This is a genomic window from Archangium gephyra (assembly GCF_049060025.1).
GTDB classification, from domain to species: domain Bacteria; phylum Myxococcota; class Myxococcia; order Myxococcales; family Myxococcaceae; genus Archangium; species Archangium gephyra_A.
Map to the genome: position 1 here is coordinate 9,714,409 of NZ_JBMEQQ010000002.1, position 18,146 is coordinate 9,732,554.

General features: G+C 65.7%; 13 protein-coding genes and 3 pseudogenes. 11 read left to right on the forward strand and 5 right to left on the reverse strand.

What is annotated here, in order from left to right; translation table 11 throughout:
* Positions 1-8 precede the first annotated feature (8 nt).
* From ACN28I_RS42490 to ACN28I_RS42500, 3 genes are read left to right on the forward strand one after another with little or no spacing between them, the layout of a single operon-like run.
* Positions 9-1,079 (forward strand): DUF2169 family type VI secretion system accessory protein, encoded by a 1,071-nt coding sequence (locus tag ACN28I_RS42490; RefSeq protein WP_420947584.1) that lies wholly within the window; start codon positions 9-11, stop codon positions 1,077-1,079.
* An 18-nt stretch (positions 1,080-1,097) separates the two neighbouring features.
* Positions 1,098-1,562, forward strand: a complete 465-nt coding sequence (locus ACN28I_RS42495; RefSeq protein ID WP_420947585.1) for a DUF4150 domain-containing protein — start codon at positions 1,098-1,100, stop codon at positions 1,560-1,562.
* A 15-nt stretch (positions 1,563-1,577) separates the two neighbouring features.
* A complete protein-coding gene (locus tag ACN28I_RS42500; protein WP_420947586.1) occupies positions 1,578-2,897 on the forward strand; it encodes a TIGR02270 family protein in 1,320 nt (439 codons plus the stop codon).
* 239 nt (positions 2,898-3,136) lie between these two features.
* Here ACN28I_RS42500 and ACN28I_RS42505 read toward each other — a convergent pair whose 3' ends face one another.
* Positions 3,137-3,364: a hypothetical protein gene (locus ACN28I_RS42505; protein ID WP_420947587.1), complete on the reverse strand. Its 228-nt coding sequence runs from the start codon at positions 3,362-3,364 to the stop codon at positions 3,137-3,139.
* Between the two features lie 756 nt (positions 3,365-4,120).
* Here ACN28I_RS42505 and ACN28I_RS42510 point away from each other — a divergent pair.
* From ACN28I_RS42510 to ACN28I_RS42525, 4 genes and pseudogenes are all read left to right on the forward strand, one after another.
* A complete protein-coding gene (locus ACN28I_RS42510) occupies positions 4,121-4,630 on the forward strand; it encodes a hypothetical protein (protein WP_420947588.1) in 510 nt (169 codons plus the stop codon).
* Positions 4,631-4,699: 69 nt separating this feature from the next.
* Positions 4,700-5,852: pseudogene (locus ACN28I_RS42515) on the forward strand (IS4 family transposase).
* Positions 5,853-5,877: 25 nt separating this feature from the next.
* A complete protein-coding gene (locus ACN28I_RS42520) occupies positions 5,878-6,210 on the forward strand; it encodes a hypothetical protein (RefSeq protein WP_420947589.1) in 333 nt (110 codons plus the stop codon).
* A gap of 67 nt (positions 6,211-6,277) precedes the next feature.
* Complete coding sequence (locus tag ACN28I_RS42525; RefSeq protein ID WP_420947590.1) at positions 6,278-6,865, forward strand: imm11 family protein; 588 nt, start codon at positions 6,278-6,280, stop codon at positions 6,863-6,865.
* Positions 6,866-7,502: 637 nt separating this feature from the next.
* Here the strand turns inward: ACN28I_RS42525 and istB are convergent.
* Positions 7,503-8,261, reverse strand: coding sequence for an IS21-like element helper ATPase IstB (gene istB / locus ACN28I_RS42530; protein ID WP_420943654.1), 759 nt, complete (start codon positions 8,259-8,261; stop codon positions 7,503-7,505).
* Between the two features lie 146 nt (positions 8,262-8,407).
* Positions 8,408-9,929: pseudogene (istA, locus tag ACN28I_RS42535) on the reverse strand (IS21 family transposase).
* A 234-nt stretch (positions 9,930-10,163) separates the two neighbouring features.
* Between istA and ACN28I_RS42540 the strand changes: the two are divergent.
* A pseudogene (locus ACN28I_RS42540) lies at positions 10,164-10,913 on the forward strand (IS4 family transposase); the annotation flags it as partial.
* 86 nt (positions 10,914-10,999) lie between these two features.
* Complete coding sequence (locus tag ACN28I_RS42545; RefSeq protein ID WP_420947591.1) at positions 11,000-11,548, forward strand: hypothetical protein; 549 nt, start codon at positions 11,000-11,002, stop codon at positions 11,546-11,548.
* Between the two features lie 74 nt (positions 11,549-11,622).
* Here the strand turns inward: ACN28I_RS42545 and ACN28I_RS42550 are convergent, their stop codons facing one another.
* Entirely contained in the window at positions 11,623-12,156 is a 534-nt protein-coding gene (locus ACN28I_RS42550; RefSeq protein WP_420947592.1) for a DUF6484 domain-containing protein, read from the reverse strand.
* A gap of 17 nt (positions 12,157-12,173) precedes the next feature.
* A complete protein-coding gene (locus ACN28I_RS42555; RefSeq protein ID WP_420947593.1) occupies positions 12,174-14,438 on the reverse strand; it encodes a type VI secretion system Vgr family protein in 2,265 nt (754 codons plus the stop codon).
* Positions 14,439-14,591: 153 nt separating this feature from the next.
* Between ACN28I_RS42555 and ACN28I_RS42560 the strand changes: the two genes are divergently transcribed.
* Together ACN28I_RS42560 and ACN28I_RS42565 are read left to right on the forward strand one after the other, a co-directional pair.
* A complete protein-coding gene (locus ACN28I_RS42560) occupies positions 14,592-15,398 on the forward strand; it encodes a methylase (protein ID WP_420947594.1) in 807 nt (268 codons plus the stop codon).
* 76 nt (positions 15,399-15,474) lie between these two features.
* Positions 15,475-18,144: a TonB family protein gene (locus ACN28I_RS42565; RefSeq protein WP_420947595.1), complete on the forward strand. Its 2,670-nt coding sequence runs from the start codon at positions 15,475-15,477 to the stop codon at positions 18,142-18,144.
* Positions 18,145-18,146 lie beyond the last annotated feature (2 nt).

Genomic DNA, 18,146 nt, shown 5'->3' on the forward strand with positions numbered 1-18,146 from the left:
CGCTCCGCATGGGCCACGCTTCCATCGAGAACAAGACGCCGCTGGTGCTGGAGCCCCTGTTCCTCGCGGATGAGGAGATGCGCCCGCTGCTGACGTTGGTGGTGAAGGCCACCTACGTCATCGGCCGGGACGGGCTGACGCTGGCCGAGGAGCAGGTGCCGGTGAACGTGGCCGGCGAGTACTGGGGCGTGCCGGAAGAGTCCAGCTATCGCTACGAGCCCGAGTGCGCCTTCATCAAGCCGGCCACGGATGTGGTGCTGGTGGGCCACGCGCATGCGCCCGCACGGGGCACGACGGAGGTGCTGGCCGCGCTTCAGGTGGGACCGGTGCGCAAGATGGTGCGGGTGGTGGGGGAGCGGGTGTGGTTCAAGAGCATGGGCAGCATCTCCATGACGAAGCCGCAGCCGTTCGAGCGCATGCCCTTGCGCTACGAGCGCGCCTTCGGTGGCTGGGACCGGACGGATCCGGACCCCGCGAAGCATGGCTTCGAGCCGCGCAATCCGGTGGGAGTGGGCTTCCGTGCCAGCCTCCGGAACTTCGCGGAGGGGCTGCGGCTTCCGAACCTGGAAGATCCCGAGCAGCCGCTGCAGCGCTTCGGCCAGGGGATTGCGCCCGCGGGCTTCGGCTTCGTGTCGCCACACTGGCAGCCTCGCGCTTCCCTCGCGGGCACCTACGACGAGGCCTGGAATCAGAAGCGCAAGCCGCTGCTGCCGAAGGACTTCGACCAACGCCATTTCAACGCCGCGTCTCCCGGACTGGTCGCTCCGGGCTTCCTGAAAGGCGGAGAGCCCGTCACCCTTGTTGGCGTCTCTGCGCTGGGCCGGCTCTCATTCGCGTTGCCGCGCGTGATGCCGAAGGCCACCGTGGAGCTCGCGGGAGACGACGATGTCCACCCGGCGTTGAACCTGGACACCATCATCCTGGATATGGACGAGCACCGCGCCTTCCTGCTGTGGCGAGGAAGTGTCCCCCTGAGGGATGGCCCCCATGACGTGCGGAGCGTCTCGTTGGAGGCGGAGGGCATTCCCGCCCCGAGCACGAAGTCTCGCGAATCGGTGACGATACGGGGTACCATGTAGCGTGTGACGGGGGGAGCTATGGCGAACACGGTCGGTGTGAACATGATGTCTGTGGTGACCAAGGACAGCAATGGCACCACGGTGGCATTTCCGGATGTGTGCAAGACCCCCAGCCCTGGTGGTCCCATCCCTATTCCCTACCCCAACATCGCGCGCTCGGCCGATACCGCGAAGGCAAGCAAGAAGGTGACGGTCGATGGCAACCCCCTGTGCCTGAAGGACTCCAATTTCAGCACCAGTACGGGTGACGAAGCTGGAACCGCAGGAGGCGGTGTGGCCTCGAGCAAGACCAAGGGCAAGGCCGAGTTCGTCAACTTTTCCTTCGATGTGAAGGTGGAAGGTAAGAATGTGGCCCGGGCTCTGGACCTCATGCTGCACAACGACAAGAACACACCTCCCTTCCCTCTGATGCAGCCGCCGCTGAGCGGATTTGGTAAGCGGACTGACGACCACAAGTGTGGAGTGTGCAAGAAGAAGCTGTAGTCACACTGTCAAACAATGCGTACGGAACTCGTCATCAACTGGGACCATTACGAGGAGCACCTCGACGAGGCTGCTTTCCTCTGGAGCCAGTGGGAGCAGGCCCTGGTGGCGCCTGACCAGGTGGCGTCAGAGGTCGCCGACACCGAGGAGCGGTTGTTCGCACGCCTGGATGCGTTGGTGCTTGGCGGTGCTCCCGTGACTGAGCGCCTGCTGCTACCCGCGCTGGAGTCTGAAGAGTTGGAGCGGGTCACTGCGGCGACGTACGCGCTCCTGAGCCAGGAGGTCCCAGGTGGTGCTGAGTTGGTGCGTGCGGTGCTTGATACGGCCACTCCGCCAACGCTTGCTGCTGTCCAACGGGCACTGGAAGTTTCGGAGAAAGGTGCTCTCCTTGCCTGGTTGCCTGGCTTGCTCGAACTCGAAGCTCCCGCGCTCCAGGCACTGGCATTGGATGTCCTGTGCTTTCAGGGGCGTAACACCGGTGTGGCGCTGGCCCGTCTGCTCAAGCACGAGGAGCCTCGTGTTGTCGCTGCGGCTCTGCGGTTGAGTGCTCGCGTCAACCACCGGCTGGAGCGTGATTTCCTGGAGCGGGTCCTGGCCTCTCCTTCACCCGCCGTAAGAGATGCGGCCATTGAGGCAGGTCTGTTGGGGAACCACAGGGTCGCATGGCTGATGTGCCGGGCTGTAGTGGAGGGGCGCGCGCCGCAACTCCGTTTCCCCGCACTGCTGCTGGCCTTGGGAGGAAATGAGCAGGACCTGTCGTTGCTGCGGCGTCTGCTCTCCGTGCCCGAGCACCGGCCCGATGCGCTTTGGGCACTTGGCTTCAGCGGCTTGCCTGCCTGCGCTGACGCTTGCTTGGAATGGATGGAGGATGACGAGGTGGCGCATCTGGCAGCGGAGGCCTTTTGTTCCATTACCGGTCTCCGCTTGGAGGGGCGTTTCGTCGATTCCCCCGAGGATGAGGGGGACGTGCTCGTCGCGCTGGAAGAGGAGGAGCTCGATGCCGATTTGAGTTCCAAGCCCGAGGATGCTCTGCCGTATCCCCGGGCCGCGGTCGTGGCGGCATGGTGGGAAGAAGAGCGCCACAAGCGCTTCTCTCCAGGTCAGCGCTATTTGTACGGTCGCCCCTTCAGCCCAGAGTGGTTGTTGGAAGTGCTCGAGAGAGCGCCTATGCGTCAGCGGCATGCGCTTGCCCTTGACGTGGCCCTGCGCAGCCGCGGCCTTCTTCGGATTCCAACACGCACCTTCACCCACCACGCCCAGGCAGCGCTGCTCGCGGCCCGCTCCGCAGCGATGTCTCGGCTCAGTCGGTCCTTCTCCGAGGGGCTGCACACATGAGTTCCAACCCACCCCTGCGCATCGCCGCGCATGCCGTCAGTGGCATCGCCATCACGGGTCTGGGGATGGTCTCCCCCATCGGACTGGATGTCATCTCGAGCTGTTCCGCCGCGCGAGCAGGCCTCAGTCGCCGAGTGGCCCTCGACATCGAGGAAGCAGACGTCGACACCCTGGAAAACGTTCCCTTGAAGGGCCATCTCGTGCGTGGCCTCACGGATGGGTTTGACGGGATGGCGCGTCTACTGCGGCTGGGAGAGGCGGCGCTCACGGATCTTCTCGAGCATGTGGCCCTCCAGGGGACACATCTGGCGAGGACCGGCTTCTTGTTGAACCTTCCGGGTGACTTCTACGGGATGGCCCATCTTCAAGGCTCCTTGCTCGGAGAGCCGACCGGTGACGAGCACGAGTTGGCCGAAGCCGAAGAGGCCACCGCCGAGTTCCTCGGCACTCGGGAGGCCATGAGACAACGCGTGCTCCAGGAGTTGCTCTCACTGGTTTCTCTCCCGATTCCCGCTGGAGCCCGGGGGGGCTTCAAGGGGGGGCAGCAGCCTTCGTCCCCGGCCTCGCGCAGGCTGTCCAGTGGCTTCAAACACGTACCCTGGACCGCTGCATCCTGGGCGGCATTGACTCCTTCGCGTATGGGGCACCTCTTTCGTGTATCCATGAACTCGGACTCACCCGGTCACTCCAGGGCCCTGTCGGTTTCTTCCCGGGAGAAGCGGCTGCTTTCGTTCTGCTGGAGCGGGCAGATGCCGCAAGGGCACGGGGTGCACAGCCTCAAGCCTTCATCGGGCCCTATGCTGCCGCGGCGGAGGAGCACCATCGCTTCTCCGGACCTCCTCCGGCGGGCGCGGCCCTCTTCAACGCCGTGGCCTCCTGCTTCGCGGCCCTGCGGCCACCTGCCCGGGACGTCAATCTCGCCATCATCAACCTCAACGGTGACGAGCGCCGGGCCAGGGATTTTGGCACTGCGCTCGTCCGCATGAGTGCGGCGGGGCTGCCCTCCTCCTTCCGGCAGTGGTATCCCCCAGAATCTTTCGGTGAGATTGGGGCTGCCACCGGCCCTGTCTCCCTCTGTCTGGGGGTCCGCAGCTTCGCCAGGAACTACGCCAGCACCCCCTCCATCCTGGTCTCGCTATTGGACGATGATGAGAACCGGGGTGCTTTCTTCGTGGATGCCCCACTTGCCTGATGCCCTCTGTGAGGAACCATGAGCGCGAAGGATGATCATGTCGAAGAGCTGCAAAAGCGACGTAACCCACGTGGATGGGGAGGGTGAAGGCTGCGTCACTCGCTGCAAGTGGAAGAAGGAAGTGGCCTCAAATGGATGGACTCGCATGGTCTGTGAGTTCACGGGACACGATCATCGGAAGAACGGTCGTAATTTCCATGTTGCAAATGATCTGAGTTGGTACAACCTCGACTTCTCCGTCGAGGGTTCTGCCCGGGCACGTCTCGAACGTGAGTTGAAGCGAGGCTTCATCGTACTGAAGGCCAGGAAACCGGATCCGCGTAACTCACGGGCCAAGCAGACGTGGTGGATGACCAGGAGCGGGAATTTCAAGAGCCAAAGCAAGCCCTGGAGCTTCAATGCGCACCATCTCATCCCAATTGGCTCACTGCATTCCGCCTTCTCTATAGGGAAGGAATCCGGCAAGAGTGATCTGCTGCTCCTTCAAAAGGCCAAGTACAACATCAATGCGGGTGTCAACCTGAGGCATCCCCTCATCTAGCAAGCAGGCGAGGAAGCGTGTATCTGGCCATATGGTTTGAGCAGTAGGGTCATGGATGTTACCGGAGAAGTGGGTACTCAAGCCATCAACAAACAGCAGGTGCATGAATTCCTCGCCGGACTCTTCGGAGAAGACCTCCACGCCAAGAGAGTCCTGTCGCTCTCCCTGGCGACGCTGGGCGTCATCCACGCCGCGAGCCTCTCGGTGTACGCCATCGGGCAGGCGCTGGCAGTGGCGAGGGGGAAGAAGGGCAAGCACGGGGTGAAGCAGGTGGACAGGTTGCTGTCCAACACGGGAGTGGACGTGTGGCACCTGCTTTCTCTCTGGGTGCCCTACGTCATGGGACAGCGAACTGAGGCTGTGGTGGCCTTGGACTGGACGGACTTCGACGATGACGACCACACCACGCTGGTGGCCTCGCTGCGCACAGGACACGGGCGCTCCACGCCCCTGGTGTGGCTGACGGTCCACAAGTCCGCGCTCAAGGGAATGCGCAATGACGCCGAAGACAGCGTCCTGCTGCGGCTGCGGGAGTTGATTGCGCCCGAGGTGAAGGTGACGATTCTGGCCGACCGGGGCTTCGCGGACCAGAAACTCTATGCCCTGCTCGAGCAGTTGCGCTTCGAGTACGTGGTGCGCTTCCGCCAGCGAATCATCGTCACCAGCGCGCAGGGAGAGCGCCGGACGGCAGCGGAGTGGGTGCCCACCTCAGGCCACCTGCGCAAGCTCAAGGGCGCACGCGTCACGGCCGATGAGGTGGAAGTCGCCGCGGTGGTATGCGTGAAGAAGAAGGGCATGAAGGAGCCCTGGTGTCTGGCAACCAGCCTGGGGGAGAAGCTCCGGAGCCCAGGTGGTGACTCTCTACAGCGGGAGATTCACCATCGAGGAGAGTTTCAGGGACGTGAAGGATTTGCGCTTTGGCATGGGCCTGTCCTCCTTCCGAATCGCGGAGACGGACAGGCGTGACAGGCTGCTGCTACTGAGTGCCTTCGCATGTGCCCTGCTGACGCTGCTGGGGGCTGCTGGCGAGAGCCTGGGTATGGAGCGCCACCTCAAAGCCAACACCTCCAAGAAGCGCACCTACTCCCTCTTCCGCCAGGGCTGCATGTACTACCAGGCTCTGCCCAATATGCCCGAAGCCCAGTTGCGGCCTCTCATTGAGCGCTTCGCCCAACTCGTCTGTGAACAGCTCGTTTTCCGTGAAGCTTTCGGCCTTATATGAGGGGATGCCTCAGGGTGTCAACATCATGTTCCTGCCCACGCAGGAGCCCTATGCTTATGTGTTCGAACTCCCGGCCCACCTCAACGCAACGGGGACCAACAGCAGCCACGGCAACTACAACGACTTTGTCGAGAAGCAGCTCGACAGCATCAAGAAAGTGATCGCGGAAGCAGCATCACAGGGCGAGGACCATCCCGCACTCACCGAGGCAAACGTCGGTGGACTGAAGAGCGAACTCGAGGACTTCTCCCGCAGCATGCGCGAGGTCTTGAGGGAGGTGGGAGTGGCGAGAGCCAAGGCCAACGACCTCCGAGGGCCGGACAATTTCCTCTCCCACTCACTCGATATCATCGACTGAAGAGTCGATGCTCCGCCGCAGCGGGAGTTGGGGCGAGAGCCCTCCTACACCAAGCTTCAAGAACATCATGCACGACTACTTCATTTTCGAGCCCCTCAGCACCCCGGAATTCTGCAAACTAGGGCAGTGCCCGGAGCCTTTCGATCGCCAGACATGGCGCATCGCCAAGGGACAACCCATGGGGGAGCATCATCCCTCGAAGGTGCGACTGGACATGGACAAGCGACACGCCGGACTGGTCGTTCCGGATCTGGTCTTCAACAACTCCCACCTGCATATCTCCACCCGACGGCTCAGGGACCTGCTGGAACGGGAGTCCGGCGCAAGCATCGAGTTCCTCCCCGTTGCCATCCACGACCACAAAGGGCGTGTCGCCAACGAGGATTGCTATATCGCCAACGTGCTCGGAACTCGAGACTGTGTCGATCGCAGCAGGTCCGAGTTCAAGGAGTCCGCCTTGAAACCAGGGCAGTTCTCGCAGTTGCGAAAGCTCCAGCTCGATCCCGAGCGGGTCGATCCAGAAGCCAGGTTCTTTCGCATCCAGGACATGCCCGCCGTCGTCATCATCCGGGGTGATCTCCGTGCTGTCCTCGATAAGGAGGGCATGACCGGCGCCAGGTACATCGCAATGGGCGAGAAGTGTTTCCTCGTCTGAGGACACTGAACGTATGAGATTGCCTCCTCTAAGCTCTCCGGACCCTGAGGCATCCCCTCATCTAGCAAGCAGGCGAGGAAGCGTGTATCTGGCCAAGTGGTTTGAGCAGTAGGGTCATGGATGTTACCGGAGAAGTGGGCACTCAAGCCATCAACGAACAGCAGGTGCATGAATTCCTCGCCGGACTCTTCGGAGAAGACCTCCACGCCAAGAGAGTCCTGTCGCTCTCCCTGGCGACGCTGGGCGTCATCCACGCCGCGAGCCTCTCGGTGTACGCCATAGGGCAGGCGCTGGCAGTGGCGAGGGGGAAGAAGGGCAAGCACGGGGTGAAGCAGGTGGACAGGTTGCTGTCCAACACGGGAGTGGACGTGTGGCACCTGCTTTCTCTCTGGGTGCCCTACGTCATGGGACAGCGAACTGAGGCTGTGGTGGCCTTGGACTGGACGGACTTCGACGAGGACGACCACACCACGCTGGTGGCCTCGCTGCGCACAGGACACGGGCGCTCCACGCCCCTGGTGTGGCTGACGGTCCACAAGTGCGTATTCCGGCGAAGTGGAACACTCGTTCCGGGCGAAGTGGAACACCCGTTCCGGCCATGTGGAACAGTCGGAGCGTCAGCGACGCTGGCCGGGGTTCACTTCGCCCCCTTCTTGGACCGGGTCAAATTCCTTTCCGGGTCGCGCACCGAGTCGCCCGTGAGCTTGAGCCGATGGGCGTTGTGCACCAGCCGGTCGAGGATGGCGTCGGCGAGGGTGGCCTCGCCAATCACCGCGTGCCAGTCCTTGGGGTCGAGTTGAGACGTCACCACGGTGGCGCCGGAGCCATACCTGTCCTCCAACACCTCGAGCAGTTCCTTGCGCTCGCTGGTGCCCAGGGGCTCCAGGCCGAAGTCGTCCAGAATCAGCACCTGGGCCTTGGCGAGCCTGCGCAGCAGGTGCGGGTAGGTGCCGTCGGCGCGAGCCTGCGCCAGCTCGTCGAAGAGACGCGAGGCACGGCGGTACACCACGCCGTAGCCGTCGCGGCACGCCTTCTGTCCGAGCGCGCACGCCAGGAAGCTCTTGCCCACGCCGGTGGGGCCCGTCACCAGCACGTTCTGCGCCTGCGCCACCCAGCGCGAGGTGGACAGCTCCAGCACCTGGGCCTTCGTCAGCCCGCGCGCCAGGCTGTAGTCGATGTCCTCCAAACACGCCGTCTGGCGCAGCCGCGCGTTGCGCAGGCGCGAGGTGAGCTTCTTGTTCTCCCGGTGCACCCACTCGGCGTCCGCCAGCAGGCCCACCAGCTCCGTCGGGCCCAGCTGCGTGTCCGCTGGCCGCTCCATCCAGGTGCGCAGATAGTTGGCCATGCCGTACAGCTTCATCGCGTTGAGCTTCTCCAGCGTCTGCTCCGTCAGCATTCTCTCGTCTCTTCGTTGGGGGTTGTTGGGTGTTGCGCCGCCTGCGCGCGCCCGAAGGGCGCGCGCAGGCGTCCTGCGTGGTAGCGGGCCGCGAGGGCCAGCACCGCGGAGAGTTGTCCGCGCACCGTGGCCGGGCGCGGGAGGCTTCAGTGGTAGTAGCTGGCGCCGCGTACATTCTCGTGCTGTGGCAGCGGGCCCTTGTCCTCGTGCGCCGCCTGCGCGTCCTCGAGGTGGTGCTGGAGGATGGCGGCCACGGACTTGTAGCTGTAGGCGCGGTGGCGCACTGCCCGCGCGCACGCCTTCTCCACGCGCTGCTGCCCGTGGCGCTGCGCCAGGCGGATGACGCCCAGGGCCGAGCGGAAGCCCTGCTCGGGGTGGGGGCGGCGCTTCATCAGCTCCTCCACCAGCGTCGCCGTGCTGGGGCCCACCGTGGCGGCCCAGGAGAGAATCCGGCTCGGCGTCCACTCCGCATGCGCGCGGTGGCTCTTGGGCATGTGCTCGGCCTGGGTGGTGAAGCGTCCGCGCTCCTCACTGCGCACGTGGCTGGCCACGCGCCGGCCCGCCTGCAACACCTCCACGCACGAGGCCGTGTAACGCACCTCCACCTGCTGCCCCACCAGCCCGTAGGGCACGCTGTAACAGTGCCCCTCCACCTCCACGTGGTAATCCACGTTGACGCGCGCCTTCTTCCATTGCGCCAGCTCGTAGGGCTTGTCCGGCAGCGGCTTGAGGGCCGCCTTCTCCACCTCCTCGAAGAGTTGCCGGCGGCTCTTGCCCAGCTTGCGCATGGGCCGCGTGTTCAACTTCTCCAGCAGCACCGCCACCGCCTCGCGCACCTCGCAGAGCGACGTGAAGCGCCGGTTGCGCAGCGCCGCCAGAATCCACCTCTCGGCCAGCAGCACCCCGTTCTCCGCCTTCGCCTTGTCCCGCGGCTTGCGCGGCCGCGCAGGCACCACCGCGAAGCCGTAGTGCCTCGCCATGTCCGCGTAGCTGGGATTGATGTCCGGCTCGTACCGGTTGGTGCGCGTCACCGCTGCCTTCAGGTTGTCGGGCACCGCCATCTCCGACACGCCTCCGAAGTACGCGAACGCCCTCTGGTTGCACCCCACCCACGTGGCCACGTCCTCGCTGAAGACGGGCTCCACGTACGTGTAGTTGCTGGCCCCCAGTACCGCCACGTACAGCTTCGCCACACGCACCTCGCCGCTCACCGCGTCGTGGACTTGCAGCCCATCGCCGCTGAAGTCCATGAAGCACTTCTCCCCGGCACGGTGCTCCTGGCGCATGGTGACGCTCACGCTCTTGGCCCACCGCGCGTAGCGCTCGCAGAACTGGCTGTACTGGTAGCCCTCCGGGTGCGTCTCCCGGTACTCCTGCCACAGCAGCGACTTGGTGACGCCCTTCTTCCTGAGCTTCCGCGTGCACGTGCGCCCAGTCCGGCTCGGGCCGGCTCGCTACCACCTTCCCCTCGTCCGCGAACAGCAGCGCCGTGAGCGCCGCGTCGTCGTCCAGCTCCGGCGCCAGCGGCCAACTCGTCAGCTTCGCCGCCTGCGCCCGGTACAGGTAGCGGTTGACCGTGCCCACGCCGATTCCCAGGCTCCGGGCTATCTCCCGCACCGACAGCTTCAGCTCCAACCTCTGCCTCAACAACTCTCTCAGCTTGCGCATGGACAGCCTCTCTGCCGCCATCAAGACCTCCTTCTTCGGGGAGATCAGAGGCGGCGGCTCGTCCAGCACCGTCAACGCTCCACTGTGTCGCCCATCCCTCGGCCTACCTGCCGGGTGCGTTCCACTTGCCCGGAATCGGTGTTCCACATGGTCGGAATGGGCGTTCCACTTGCTCCGGAATCAGTGTTCCACTTGCCCCGGAATCGGTGTTCCACATGGTCCGGTGCACGCAACAAGTCCGCGCTCAAGGGAATGCGCAATGACGCCGAAGACAGCGTCCTGCTGCGGCTGCGGGAGTTGATTGCGCCCGAGGTGAAGGTGACGATTCTGGCCGACCGGGGCTTCGCGGACCAGAAACTCTATGCCCTGCTCGAGCAGTTGCGCTTCGAGTACGTGGTGCGCTTCCGCCAGCGAATCATCGTCACCAGCGCGCAGGGAGAGCGCCGGACGGCAGCGGAGTGGGTGCCCACCTCAGGCCACCTGCGCAAGCTCAAGGGAGCACGCGTCACGGCCGATGAGGTGGAAGTCGCCGCGGTGGTATGCGTGAAGAAGAAGGGCATGAAGGAGCCCTGGTGTCTGGCAACCAGCCTGGGGGAGAGCTCCGGAGCCCAGGTGGTGACTCTCTACAGCGGGAGATTCACCATCGAGGAGAGTTTCAGGGACGTGAAGGATTTGCGCTTTGGCATGGGCCTGTCCTCCTTCCGAATCGCGGAGACGGACAGGCGTGACAGGCTGCTGCTACTGAGTGCCTTCGCATGTGCCCTGCTGACGCTGCTGGGGGCTGCTGGCGAGAGCCTGGGTATGGAGCGCCACCTCAAAGCCAACACCTCCAAGAAGCGCACCTACTCCCTCTTCCGCCAGGGCTGCATGTACTACCAGGCTCTGCCCAATATGCCCGAAGCCCAGTTGCGGCCTCTCATTGAGCGCTTCGCCCAACTCGTCTGTGAACAGCTCGTTTTCCGTGAAGCTTTCGGCCTTATATGAGGGGATGCCTCAGATGCAAGTCAGCTCAGGCGCGGCGCCACTTCCTGCAACTCGTTGCCCATGGACACCCGGCCAACAAGATCCACATGTGCGCCAGCAAGAACTTCTCCTTCATGGATGCGCTTGCTGCCGGTCAGCTCCCCTTGGCCGCTGAGGTTGCTCGCCTGACCAAGGAGCGTCACGAGCCCTCCTGCGAGTACGAGGAGGATTTCCTCTTCCACCACTTCCTGCACAGGTTCACCGTGAACCTCCAGACGCCTGGAGCCTTCGACCTGCAATCGCTCCTGGCTCGCTGGAAGGCGCTGCTCCAAGACGGCACTACCTGTCATTTCGAACTCTGCCAGGCGCTGCTCGACCGAAATTCCAGGCAGTTCAACCAAGCGCTGGGGGATGCCATTGCCCAGCGTACCGAGACTTTCGAGAAGCAGAAGCGTGAGACGGAGTCTCGGGAGGCAGCTCTCACGGAGCGTTTCATCTACGTGACGGGCCTCGCCCTCCTGCGGCTCGCCGAACTGGGCGGCCTGGAGACGTACCGCGAGTACCCCACGATTCCCCGCTTGGTCCGCCTCGCTCCGAGCAGTAGACCGCTCCCACTCGATGCTTGGAGCACCCCCGAAGCAGGACTCCCGGCCTGACTCTTCAGGCAGGCGGGGTGACGGTGTTTCGGACCACCGGCCCAATGGACGGGTGAGGGCGCGCCCTCACCCCGTCAGTTGATCTGCACCGAGCCGCCCTTGATGCGCTGGGTGCCCGAGGCGTGGGACTCGACGTAGGTCCCCTTGATGATGACCTTCCCGTTGCGGCGCAGGGTGATGCTGGCCTGGCCGCACTGGAGGACGATCTCGTCCTTGCCCTCGATGACGACCCGCTTGCCGTCCACGTGGGCTTCCACGGGCTGCTGGGCCACCGGAGCGGGCAGAGCGGCCTCCAGCACCGCGTCCGTCAGCGGCGTGGCGCTCTGGACCTGCTCCATGCCCACCACCAGCGGCAGGCGCGGGTCTCCGTTCTCGAAGAGCAGCACCGCTTTGCGGCGAGCCGCGATGGCCGCGTGCAACTCCTGCGGCTCGAGCGTGATGGTCCTCCGGGCCACCAGCGGGCCCGCGCGGTTGCCGTCGTAGTCCACCAGGAAGTGGCCCTCGGCATTGTTGCCGACGAGCCATCCCAGCCGGGTTCCCCAGATGGGCTCCTGCTGCTCCCCGGACTCCGAGGCCCGCGCCGCCGATGGATTCGTGGGTGAGGTCATGGTTTTCCGGCTCCCTTTTAGTTCTCGGAGATCTTCGAGCCCTTGATGACGACATCACCGCTGGCGGTGATTTCAACCTTCGCGCCCTTGATGACCACGTCGCCGTTCTTCTTCACCTGGAGGGTCGCCGAGCCCACCTTGAGGGTGAACTGCTCCTGGGCCACCAGGGAGATCTCCTTCGCCGAGAGCGTGTAGGCGTCCTTGACGGCGTGGTTGTGCTTGCCGCCCACGCTCACCAGCAGATCCTTCTCCACCTTCAGGGTGCGGTTCTTGTCGATCTGCTCGGACAGATCTCCGCCCACCTGCAGTGTGCGCGAGCCCTTCACCGTCTCGGACTTCTTCGCGCCCACCACCTCCACCTTGGCGCCGCCCACCTGCTCGGACTTGAGGCCGCCCACCAACTGGTTGAGCGCCCCGCCCACCGTGACGGCATACGCGCCGCCCACGTTCAGCATCTTCCCCAGTCCCACCGTCTCCGCCGAGGCCAGCGCCACCGTCAGGTTCTGGTTGCCGCCCACCGAGATGGACTGGTCCCCCACCACGGACTCGGTGTGGTTGCCCGTCACCGTCGTCGAGCGATCCTTGACGACCTCCAGGCTCTGGTTGCCGCTGATGACGCTGTCGTCGTTCTTCTTCACCTCGAGCGACTGGTTGCCCTCGATGACGCGGCTGCGGTCCTTCTTGACCAGCAGCGTCTCGTTGCCGCCCACCAGCTGCGTCTTGTCGTTCTCGACGACGATGTTGAAGTCCTTCTGGGCGTGCAGGAAGATCTCCTCCTCGCCTGCGGAGTCCTCGATGCGCAGCTCGTTGAAGCCGTTGCCGCCGGGGCTGGAGCTGGAGCGCAGCGTGCTCTTCGTCTTGCTGTCGGGCAGCGAGATGGGCGCCGGGTTCTGGCCGTTGTAGACGCTGCCGGTGACGATGGGCCGGTCGGGATCGCCCTCGAGGAACTCCACCACCACTTCGTGCCCGATACGCGGCAGGTAGAGCGAGCCCCAGCCCGGTCCCGCCCACGCCTGGCTCACGCGGATCCAGCATGAGCTCTTGTCGTTGTTCTTCCCCTCGCGGTCCCAGTGGAACTGGACCTTGATGCGGCCATGCTCGTCGGTGTGGATCTCCTCGCCCGAGGGGCCCACGACGATGGCTGTCTGGGCACCCGCGATGGTCGGGCGAGCCGTGACGCGCGCTGGCCGGTAGGGGACCTGCGCGGGGATGCAGAGGAACTCGTTGCGGTAGCCCTCCTGACTGTCCCGCTCCGTCTGTTCGATGGTGAGCACCTCCGGCTGGCGGCCCGTGTGCCGCACCGACACCGGCAGGTAGCCCCGGTTGAGCGCGCCCACCGGATGCTCGTCCAGCTCGAAGGTGTGCCCCGTCACCAGGCGCCGGCAGTTGCTGGCGCCGTTCACCAGCTCCGAGCGCGCGCGCAGCTCCTCCAGGCGCACCTTGGCGAACACCTTGCCCACGCCCGTGTCCTCGTAGCGGGCAGGGTAGTCGTAGATTTCCAGCGAGGACTCGCTCCCGTCGGCCGTGCTGGCGGTGGTGAGGTCCAGCGCGGGCCGGGTGAAGTCGAAGTCGCGCAGGGTGACGGCGCCGGGCTGCACCTCCAGCCGCGCGGCGAACTCGTGCACGGACTCCTGTTCCGCCACCCTCTTGCTGCGCTCCCGGTAGACGAGCCTCGCCTCGCCGGCCATGGCCGCGCAGGTGAGCGAGGCATCGTTGAGCACCATCTTGTGCCCGTCCTCGGTGTGCTCGAAGTAGTAGAAGATGCCCTCCTCCTCGAGCAGCCGGGACACGAAGTCGAGGTCCGACTCGCGGTACTGCACGCAGTACTCGCGCGGGGCGTAGGTACTATTGAGCGAGAGCTTGTGCTCGACCATGGCCTCGTTGAGCACCTTGTGGACGATGTCCGGGACGGTCATCTCCTGGAAGATGCGGCTCTTGCGCGTGTGCCGCAGCGTCCACAGGCGGGGCACCACCGTGACGCGGATGCGCTGGCCATCCGGCCCCCGGTTGGCTTCCCAGCGCACCACGCGCGACACGATGCCGTTGAAGAAGCGGGCCGTCCCATCCCCGAGCTGCACCGTCAGCAGCGCCTTCTGCCCCAGCAGGGCCTTCTCTTCCACGCCCACGTCGGGCGGCGGCGCCAGGAGGACCTCGACGGAGTAGGGCTGGGAGAGGGTCTCCTCGGCGTCGAAGCCCACGACAGCCAGTTCTCCCGCGGCATGGGGGCCCACCTGGAATTCGAACTCAGCCTGGTTGGCCTGGAGCGCAGCGGTCGCGATCATGGGAGTCCCCCCTTCCGGGTATGCAGCAATCACGCGGAGTGTAACGCAGGGCACGTCCGGTGGGGGAATCCTTGGCCCGAAATGTTCCAATGCGTCCACGGGAGAGGTGGCGTCGTGGCGGGCATGATCGGAATAGAGTCCCGGGCCCGGCCCATGACCTCCCTGGACAAGAAGACCCGAGGACGCACCTCGCACGGGCGCTTGAGCGCACTCGACGTGTACCTGCGCGACCAGGAGCGCGAGCTGCTGGTCCGGAGCGAGGGCGCCTGGGCCCGGGCCGCCTTCGTGGACGTCGGTTTCGGCGAGCACCCGTGGACCACGCTCGAGAGCGCCGAGACCTTCCGCGAGCTCAACCCGGGGCTCCCGGTGGTGGGCGTGGAACTGGAGGCCTCCCGCGTGGAGTCCGCCCAGGTCCATGCCGATGCGCTCACCGATTTCCGGCAGGGCGGCTTCGAGCTGCCCCTGCGCCCCGGAGAGAGCGTGCGCCTCATCCGCGCCATGAACCTGCTGCGCGGCTACCGTCCCGAGGAGGTGCCCGGCATCCACCAGAAGCTGGGCGGAGTGCTGCTCGAAGGGGGGCTGCTCGTCGAGGGCAGCACGGACACGCCCGGGGCCGTGCTGGTGACGCACCTGCTGCGGCGTGTCCCCGAGGGGCTCGCGCGCGAGGCCCTGCTGTTCCACACCGACTTCAGCCGCGGCTTCGCGCCCGTGCTGTTCCGCGACTGGATGCCCCGCGACTTCCGCCGCCGGGTGAAGCCCGGAGAGCCCATCCACACCTTCTTCGCGGACTGGACGGCGGCGTGGCAGCAGGCGCGCGAGGCGGGACACACAGCCCCTCCGGAGGCCTTCCGGCACTCCGTCCTCCGGCTCGCCTCACGCGTGGAGGGCCTTGTCACGGACCCGTGGCTGCTGGACCACGGCTACCTGCTCTGGAAGCCTCCGGGCGGTGTCTTCCAATAGCTCCGAGTAGGGGCAAGCGTCTCCAGGGCGAATGCCGGTAGAATTCCTGGTTGTCCGGCAAGGAAGTCCCTCTTAAATGCCCCCCACCGTGGCCTCGAATCGCTCCGTCCTCTGGTTGCTGTTCGCCGTTCTCTCGCTCTCCTCCGTGCAGGCGTGGGCCCAGGCCTACGACGGCGCACGCCGGGAGGAGGTGGACGCCGGTGTCCATACCCCGGTGCTGACGAAGGCACCCGAGCTCGTCCGGTTCGTGGAAGCCGTCTATCCGCCCGAGGCCGCCGCGGCAGGGAAGACGGCCTCGGTGGAAATGCTCGTCACCATCGACGAGACGGGCCAGGTGTCCGACGTGCAGGTCGTGACGCCCGTGGGCGACGGCTTCGACGAGGCGGCGCTCGCGGCGGTGCGGCAGTTCCAGTTCTCCCCGGCCGAGGTGGATGGCGCGCCGGCCCCCATTCAAATCCAGTACGTCTACAACTTCGTCCTCCAGCCGCCGAAGGTGGAGGAGTCCGCTCCGCCCCCGCCCCCGCCCGAGGCCACCCTCACCGGACAGCTCCTCGCGCGTGGCAGCCGCTCGCGCGTGGCCGGCGCCACGGTGCGCTGTGGAGATGACCCGGAGGCCCTCGAGGCGCTCTCGGACGAGGACGGCCGCTTCACCCTGAAGGTGACGCCCGGCACCTGTGACGTGCGCGTGGTGGCCAACGACTTCCACCTCTTCACCACGAAGGAGGCGCTCGCCCCCAACGAGACGACGGAGGTCATCTTCTATCTGATGCCCAAGGCCCCCGGTTACGAGACGGTGGTGCGCGGCGCCCGCGAGAAGAAGGAAGTGGTGCGCCGTACCCTGGAGCGCCAGGAGCTGCAGAAGGTGCCGGGCTCCTTCGGTGACCCCATCCGCGTCATCCAGAACCTGCCCGGCGTGGCGCGGGCGCCCGCCATCGCCGGCCAGCTCATCGTGCGCGGGGCCTCGCCGGACCAGACGCTCACCTTCTTCGACGGCGTGGAGGTTCCGCTCCTCTACCACCTGGGTGGTGGGCCCTCGGTGCTCAACGCCGAGTTCATCGACCGGGTGGACTTCTTCCCGGGTGGTTTCGGCTCGCGCTACGGCCGGGCCGTGGGCGGCGCGGTGGACGTGGCCACGCGCAAGGGCTCCACCGACACGCTGCACGGCTCGGTGAAGATCGATCTGCTGGACTCGGGCTTCTTCCTCGAGGCCCCCGTCACCGAGGGCATCTCCGTCGCCGGTGCCGCGCGCCGCTCGTACGTGGACGTGCTCCTGCCGGCGGTGCTCCCCGAGGACCCCGAGGGCGGCACGCTGCTCGTGCTGCCGCGCTACTGGGACTACCAGGTGCGTGTGGACTTCGGCGCGAAGCGGGGCAGCGAGCCCGGTCCTGGCGGGCGCCACACCGGGTACGTGATGGCCTTCGGCTCGGATGATCTGCTCAACGTGGTGGCCTCTGGCGGCGGGCGCAACCGCGACATCTCCGTGGACGCGCGCACGCTCTTCCACCGCGTCAAGGGTGACTGGACGTACCGCAACGGCCGCTTCACCTCCGTGTTCACCCCGTACGCGGGCTATGACCTGGGCAGCTTCGGCTTCGGCGAGACGAAGCTGGATGCGAGCATCTGGTCGCTCGGCGCGCGCGAGGACCTGGCGCTGGAGGTGCTGCCCTGGCTCACCGCGCGCGGTGGCGCGGACGTGCGGTTCGAGCACCTGGTGGGCGAGGGGCGGATTCCCTTCATCGGCGGCATCCAGTACCCGGCCTTCCCCGGCGGCGAGCCCAAGGTGGAGATGCAGGACATCCACCGCGTGGCCAACACCTTCGACGGCGCGCTCTACGCCGAGGCGGATGTGAAGGTGGGGCCGGTGACGGTGACGCCCGGGCTGCGCGCCACCTACGCCCGCATCTACGGGCAGGATCGCTTCGCCTACGACCCTCGCTTGTGGGTGCGCGTGCAGCCCACGGAGAGGACGTCCTTCAAGGGCAGCATGGGCCTCTACAGCCAGCCACCGGAGGCCTTCAACCTGGAGGCGGCGCCGCTGGGCAACCCGGCCCTCACCCACGAGCGCTCCTTCCAGTCGAGCGTGGGCGTGGAGCAGCAGCTCACCGACATCATCAGCGTGGACGTCACCGGCTACTTCAACCGGCGCTACGACCTGGTCGTCTCCCCGGGCGAGACGGTGCGCAACGAGGACGGCACGCTCACGCGCTTCCAGTACTCCAACCGGGGCCTCGGGCGCGCCTACGGCATGGAGGTGATGCTGCGGCACGCGGTGACGCGCGACTTCTTCGGCTGGCTGGCCTACACCCTCAACCGCTCCGAGCAGCGGCGCGTGGGCGGTGATGGTTACCGCCTGACCACGTGGGACCAGACGCACATCCTCACCGCGGTGGCCAGCTACCGGCTGCCGTATGGCTTCGAGCTGGGCGCGCGCATGCGCTACGTCACCGGCCGGCCCACCACGCCGCTGCAGCACACGTTCGATCGCTACGACGTGGACCGGAACAACTTCGGCGGCACCTTCGGCCCGTCCAACTCCATCCGCTTCCAGCCCTTCCACCAGTTGGATCTGCGGCTGGACAAGAACTGGATCTTCCAGAGCTGGACGCTCAACGCCTACATCGACGTGCAGAACGTCTACAATGCCTCCAACGTGGAGGCGACCTTCTACGACTACCGTTACCGCGAGCTGTTCGAGGTGCCTGGCATCCCGATCCTCCCGGTCGTCGGCGTCAAGGGGAGCTTCTGAGT